General features: G+C 62.3%; 7 protein-coding genes. All 7 read left to right on the plus strand.

Annotated elements, in window-relative coordinates; all coding sequences use genetic code 11:
• The coding region (locus ACWAUG_RS13280; RefSeq protein ID WP_460802786.1) for a GNAT family N-acetyltransferase at positions 1 to 695 on the plus strand (695 nt) is incomplete at its 5' end.
• On the plus strand, positions 692 to 1,477 hold the full coding sequence (locus ACWAUG_RS13285) for a class I SAM-dependent methyltransferase (RefSeq protein ID WP_460802787.1): 786 nt from the start codon (positions 692 to 694) through the stop codon (positions 1,475 to 1,477). The genes ACWAUG_RS13280 and ACWAUG_RS13285, both read left to right, overlap by 4 nt.
• Positions 1,478 to 1,657: 180 nt before the next feature.
• A complete protein-coding gene (locus ACWAUG_RS13290; protein WP_460802788.1) occupies positions 1,658 to 2,041 on the plus strand; it encodes a hypothetical protein in 384 nt (127 codons plus the stop codon).
• 347 nt (positions 2,042 to 2,388) lie between these two features.
• Complete coding sequence (locus ACWAUG_RS13295) at positions 2,389 to 2,811, plus strand: hypothetical protein (RefSeq protein WP_460802789.1); 423 nt, start codon at positions 2,389 to 2,391, stop codon at positions 2,809 to 2,811.
• Positions 2,812 to 3,078: 267 nt separating this feature from the next.
• The gene (locus ACWAUG_RS13300; RefSeq protein ID WP_460802790.1) at positions 3,079 to 3,726 is read left to right on the plus strand and encodes a hypothetical protein; all 648 of its coding nucleotides are present in this window, start codon (positions 3,079 to 3,081) and stop codon (positions 3,724 to 3,726) included.
• A 35-nt stretch (positions 3,727 to 3,761) separates the two neighbouring features.
• Positions 3,762 to 4,238: an RNA polymerase sigma factor gene (locus ACWAUG_RS13305; RefSeq protein WP_460802792.1), complete on the plus strand. Its 477-nt coding sequence runs from the start codon at positions 3,762 to 3,764 to the stop codon at positions 4,236 to 4,238.
• A 260-nt stretch (positions 4,239 to 4,498) separates the two neighbouring features.
• Complete coding sequence (locus ACWAUG_RS13310; RefSeq protein ID WP_460802791.1) at positions 4,499 to 5,392, plus strand: toll/interleukin-1 receptor domain-containing protein; 894 nt, start codon at positions 4,499 to 4,501, stop codon at positions 5,390 to 5,392.
• Positions 5,393 to 5,571 lie beyond the last annotated feature (179 nt).

The raw sequence follows: 5,571 nt of genomic DNA on the forward strand, positions 1-5,571 counted from the left end.
ACCGCCTGGTGCTGAACCGCGATATCCGGCGGTGCTCAACCGCAATAATCAGTGGTGCTCAAAGGGTCGAATACTCACAATCCCTCTGGCCAACATCCGCCGAAGGCACCGGAAACGATCAGTTTCGAGCGATTGCGGAAAGCTACAAGCCGAGCGACTTGAATAGAGACATGGACCCAACTCTCTCTGTGCGGCAATTCGAGGAAGCTGACGCCGCCCCACTGACCGAGCTGCTGCATGCTGCGTACGCGGAATTAGGCGCTGCGGGTCTGAACTACACAGCCGTCGACCAGGACGTAGCGACGACCCGTGACCGTGCACTCGGTGGCAAATGCTGGGTGGTCGAGCAAGAGGAGCGCATCGTGGGCTCGCTCACGATGTCGCTCCCGCCTTCGGCAGGGCTGCAAGAGTTAACAGCTGTAGCGCGCGAGGAAAATCGGGCGTGGTTGAACCAGGTCGCCGTGGCACCTTCGCTCCGCGGCCTCGGGATCGCGGCCGATCTGTGGCGTCGGGGGAGGGAATGGGCAGCGGGCCAGGGGGCGTCGTCGATCGGCGTCGACACGGCGCACCCGGCGACACATCTTGTGCAGCTCTACCGTTCGTGGGGCTTCGTGGATGTCGATTCGATCCACTGGCCCGGAAAGACCTACGACAGCGTGGTCATGCTCCGTCCTCTCCGGAAGGAAGGACGATGACCAATCGGCATGTGGACGGCAGCGCCGGGGACGCCGACTACGGGGAAATTGGGGTCGGGTACGCGAGATACCGCCGCCCAGACCCACGCATCGCAGGCGCGATCAACGCCGCCCTGGATGGTACGCGCACGGTGGTCAATGTAGGGGCCGGGGCCGGCTCGTACGAGCCCGCCGACCGGCTCGTGACTGCTGTAGAGCCCAGCGCGGCCATGCGGGCGCAACGCCCCACCAGCCTGACACGAGCAATCGACGCCACGGCCGAAGCCCTGCCGTTCGCGGATGACGAATTCGAGGGGGCGTTGGCATCGTTCACGGTGCACCAGTGGGGCGATCTGACGGCAGGGCTCCATGAACTGAGACGGGTCACGTCCGGCCCGGTCGCGGTGCTCACCTGTGATCCGACGCAACTGCATCGGTTCTGGCTCAACGAGTACGCCCCGGAGGTCATCGCCGTAGAGGCGAGCCGATACCCCGCCATAGCGACGATCGCGAACGGGCTCGGCGGGACAATCGAAGTCATCCCCGTCCCGATCCCACGCGACTGCACGGACGGGTTCGGGGAGGCCTACTACGGTCGCCCCGAATCACTCCTGGACCCCGGCGCACGGCGCGCGAATTCGGCATGGAGCTTTATCGACGACACCGCCCACGCCGCGTTCGAGACGGCGCTGCGGGCCGATCTGGACTCCGGCGCCTGGGACGCTCGGCACGGGCACCTACGCACTCAACCCCTCTTCGACGGATCGCTCCGGCTCGTTGTGTCTCGGTCGACCCGAAAGTAGGACCCGAAAGCTTCGGAGCCCAAAACCTCCCGAAGTTTTGGCACTGGGTATCGGTCGAACGCCCTTCTCTGACCCGAAAACGATCGTTTTCGGCAGGGAACTTGACAGCCAATGTCCGATGGGTCGCAACCAGTAGCCGTGCTCTGGCGGCAGCGCATCCGCCCTGATACGGTCGAGTCCATGACAGCTCAGATCGTAGAGCAGGGTTCAACTGCGGCTCCGCATCGCTGGCCGCAGCTCCGCCCCATCGCGATCCTCGCGCTCGGTGTTATTGTCGTCCCGCTCGCCTTTACGGTGGCATTCAACAGCTGGGGTGCACTCACCGTAGACAGCGCTCTGCGCATGGCGTTCGCTACCGTCGCCGGCCAGGTCATCGCCGTTTTGACCGGATTCTTGGTGGTTGGAATCGCGTGGAAACGACGTTACCGTCTCACGCATATTGTGGCTCTCGCCATCATCGCAGTGGTCATCACCATCATCGCGTTCGGGGTGGTTGCGTCGGCAGGAGATCTGCTGTTGTCTCGTCTCGACCTCATCGCCGATACGAATCTCCTCAATCAATAGAGCGTCGTTTACGGTCTCGTCCTCGGTGACGTTGCCGTGCAGCCTCGCTAGTGCGTGGGGGTCTACGCCCGCATTGCTCGATTCCCTCGATTCTGTTCACACCAATCGTGCAAGAGACGATCACCGGTCGACGCTCGCGGCACGGCGTTGACCAAATCTCCCGACGTTGAAACGTCCGCCATAGGTGAGTTGCGGAGCACAATATCGGCGAGAAGCTGAAGACGATCAGTTCGTTTGCGCCGAAAACGATCGTTTACGGCGGTTCTGAAGACCAAGAGCTGGTAGCTCGATTCCACCGACAGGTTCCGAGACGTAGACGCGATGTAGGCTCCGGCAGTATGAGAGTCGTGCGCACGCTGCTGGTCGCTTTACCGGTGGTCGCGATGGCGGGCGTGCTTTCGGCTTGCATCGCAAAGGGCGGGCAAGGGGTGACTGTACCGGCGGGCGCTGAGCTCCTGGAGCAGTGCGCGCCGGAACTCTTGAATGTTGAGGATCTCGCCTCGATAGGTGAACCCGGATGTAATCTCATCGGCTCATCGGTTTACATTCCGGACGGCCCGACGCTCGAGGTTCGCGAGGTCGGGGCCGCGTTTTCGCATCAGAGCAGCGTCAACGGTTCCGTTGAGTATCAGATCCTGAACTGGGGTGTGCCGGGGATTGCAGTGAGCACTGTTGACGAGGGCCGGCTCATCGATCTGTGGGCAAGTTCCGCGATGGCTGAAGAGCTCCAGCGAGAGCAACTCAGTCTCGGCAGCATCGACGGCGGTTGAGGACAGGCGGGTTGCGCGCGACGCCGGGCGCCCCGTTCCCGCGCGCAACACGCTCATGGTGTCTCCCGCGAGATCAGCCGATAAGCCCTGCCGCTTGGTGGTTATGACGAGCGTTTGCGGCGGTCGTTCCGAAGCCGATATCTGGACCTCTCCGGAAACGATCGTTCACGGCGTTACCGAGTGGCCGGTGTCGAGTACGCACGCCGGCAGACGTTTCGGAGCGTGCCGGACATGTCCATGGTGTAGCCCTATTCCTAGGAGATCATCATGAGTGTGGCACCCGACGACGACCGATTGGATCAGCTGCTTGGGGAGTCGAGTCCCGAAACAGCGCTGATTACTGTGAGCGTCGCGAACGAGGTCGCGCGCCTGCAAGGAGCGACGCAAGCGGAAGTGCGGGAGTCAACGCGTGTGCGCCGCTGGCGGCGACCAGCCGTTACGGCGCTGGCGTCCGTGCTTGTTCTGGGCGGTGCGACGGCAGCAGCTGCTGCAACCGGAGTATGGACCATGCCGTGGGCTGACGAGCCCATAGTTTCGTTTGGCTTCACTCTCCCGAGTGGTGCCGTGTGCGAGCAGCGCATCGGCAACGTGACGGGGCTTGCGCCTGACGAGATCGCTGCCGTGGAGAACTTCTACCGCAGCACCAATTTCGAAGCACTTCTCACAGATGATGCGATCGATGCGACCATCGCTCAGCGCCGCACCGGCGAGAGCATCCACCGGAACGAGGACGGATCGACCGAACCTGCCGGTCTAGGGACAAAGCACTACAACGCCGATAAGGAGTACTGGACGGCGGTTTGGGACATCCTCACGACAGCGCTTGACGCCGACCTCGAGCAAGCCGGTATCGACGGAATCGCCACGGACTTGTCGTTCCAAGGCGAAGCAAATTGCCCGGGCGCGAACTGGTGACACGCCAAGACGTGGACGCTGAGCGTTTGACGACTGTGCTCGCCCAGAACTCTGCCGACGTCCTCAGGTACGCCGACCGCCGTATCGGCACGGAGGACGCCGCAGACGCTCTTGCCGAAGTGATGCTGACCGCATGGCGTCGCATTGATTCACTGCCGCACGAACATGAACAAGCGCGCATGTGGCTCTTCGGGATTGCACGAAACGTAATTGCAAACGCCACTCGAAGCGAGCATCGACGCGGGAGACTCGCACAGCGCCTCCGAGGAGCGCTCGCCTCGGGCATCATGCATGGAAACCCCGCAGATCACGGCCTCGAGGTGAGAGACGCCATCGCGCGGCTGCCCGATGAGCAGGCCGAACTCGTACGGCTAGTGCACTGGGAGGGGTTCAGTATTGCCGACGCTGGCGCAATCCTCGGTATTCCCGCGTCCACCGCTCGCACAAGATACCAACGCGCACGAGCCGACCTCAAAGAAGCGCTATCACGTGAGCGCAACGGCGTCGCATAGCGCCAGCGTCGCACGGACGACCGGAGAACTACCCGTGCCCGTTGACCGCCGCTGGGAAGAGCGGTCAACCGAAAACCCCTGCCAATTCGCAGTTGCGATGGACGTTTACGGCAGCCCCGCTCGGCCCATCGAGCGAACCTCGCCGTAAACGATCCTTTACGGCGAGGAAGCTGCTGGTTCCCGCGAGGCGATCGACCGGGAACGGATGACCTTGAGTATCAAGGTGCGATACTCGCTCGTCCCGCTCTATCGTCAGTGCTATGACGCCCCACGACTTCTTAGCCAGCGTATTCATCAGCTACCAGCACGCCGACAAACGATTGGCTGTAGGGCTGCAAGATGGTCTTGAGAAGCTTGGTTACTTCGTCTGGCGCGATGAGGGCGAACTTCTGGTGGGGGACAGCATCGTCGAGCGCGTCACTGCGGCACTCGACCAGATCGACTTCGTCGTCGCCCTCATTAGCGAGAACAGCGTCACGAGCCCTTGGTGTCAGAAGGAAGTTTCGCTAGCCATGACGGGCGAGATTGCTCGAAGTGGCGTGAAGGTCTTACCGGTCCGGATCGATCAGGTAGAAATGCCGCCGAGCCTGAAAGACAAGCTCTACGTGGAAGTGCGCGGGGAAGACGCAACTCAAGCGACCGAGCGCCTAGCGGCCAGCATCGAGCGCCATCTGGCCCCGGCACGAGTGATTCCGTCCCGGCAGCACGCCCCTGAGAGGGTGCGTGCTTCCAGCAACGAATCTTCGGATGCTCCCATCCGCGTCACCGGCGTCGATGAGAAGGGATTGGGCCGCCCAAGAAACGACGGAACGCGGGGTAGTGCGCTCTACCTCGTTCCGCTGCGACTCTCCCGACAGCCGTCACGAAACTGGGCCGCGTACTTCGAACGAGCTTGGAACGGGGGCTTTTTCTCGACGATGCATCGGGCCGGGATTGCCTCGGTTTCCGGGGACCGCATCCTCCTTGACGGTACGACGGTTGAGGAAGTTGCGAAGCATCACCTCGAAACTGTTCGCGCGGTGGTGTTGGAGGCAAACGAGTGGGAGCGACAAGCTCAAGCGGCCGATCAACTTGAGCGACAGCGGCAGGCCAATGCTGAGGCCGAACGTCAAGACCGAATCCATGCGGCGCTGAATGAGATGAAGTTCGACTGAACGGCAAAGGGGCTCCGCGGACCCGACGAGCGAACGAGAGAACCCCGAGGTCCGGCCGATGCGAATGGCCGGCCACGAACTGCAGCGAGGTGTCAACGTGGACTAGGCCGTGTTGATCAAGTGGATTTGGCGTCGCGTGGGTGACTCTTGAACGGTGATGCGACACGAGATCTCTGATG

The organism is Microbacterium sp. GXF6406, from assembly GCF_054798215.1.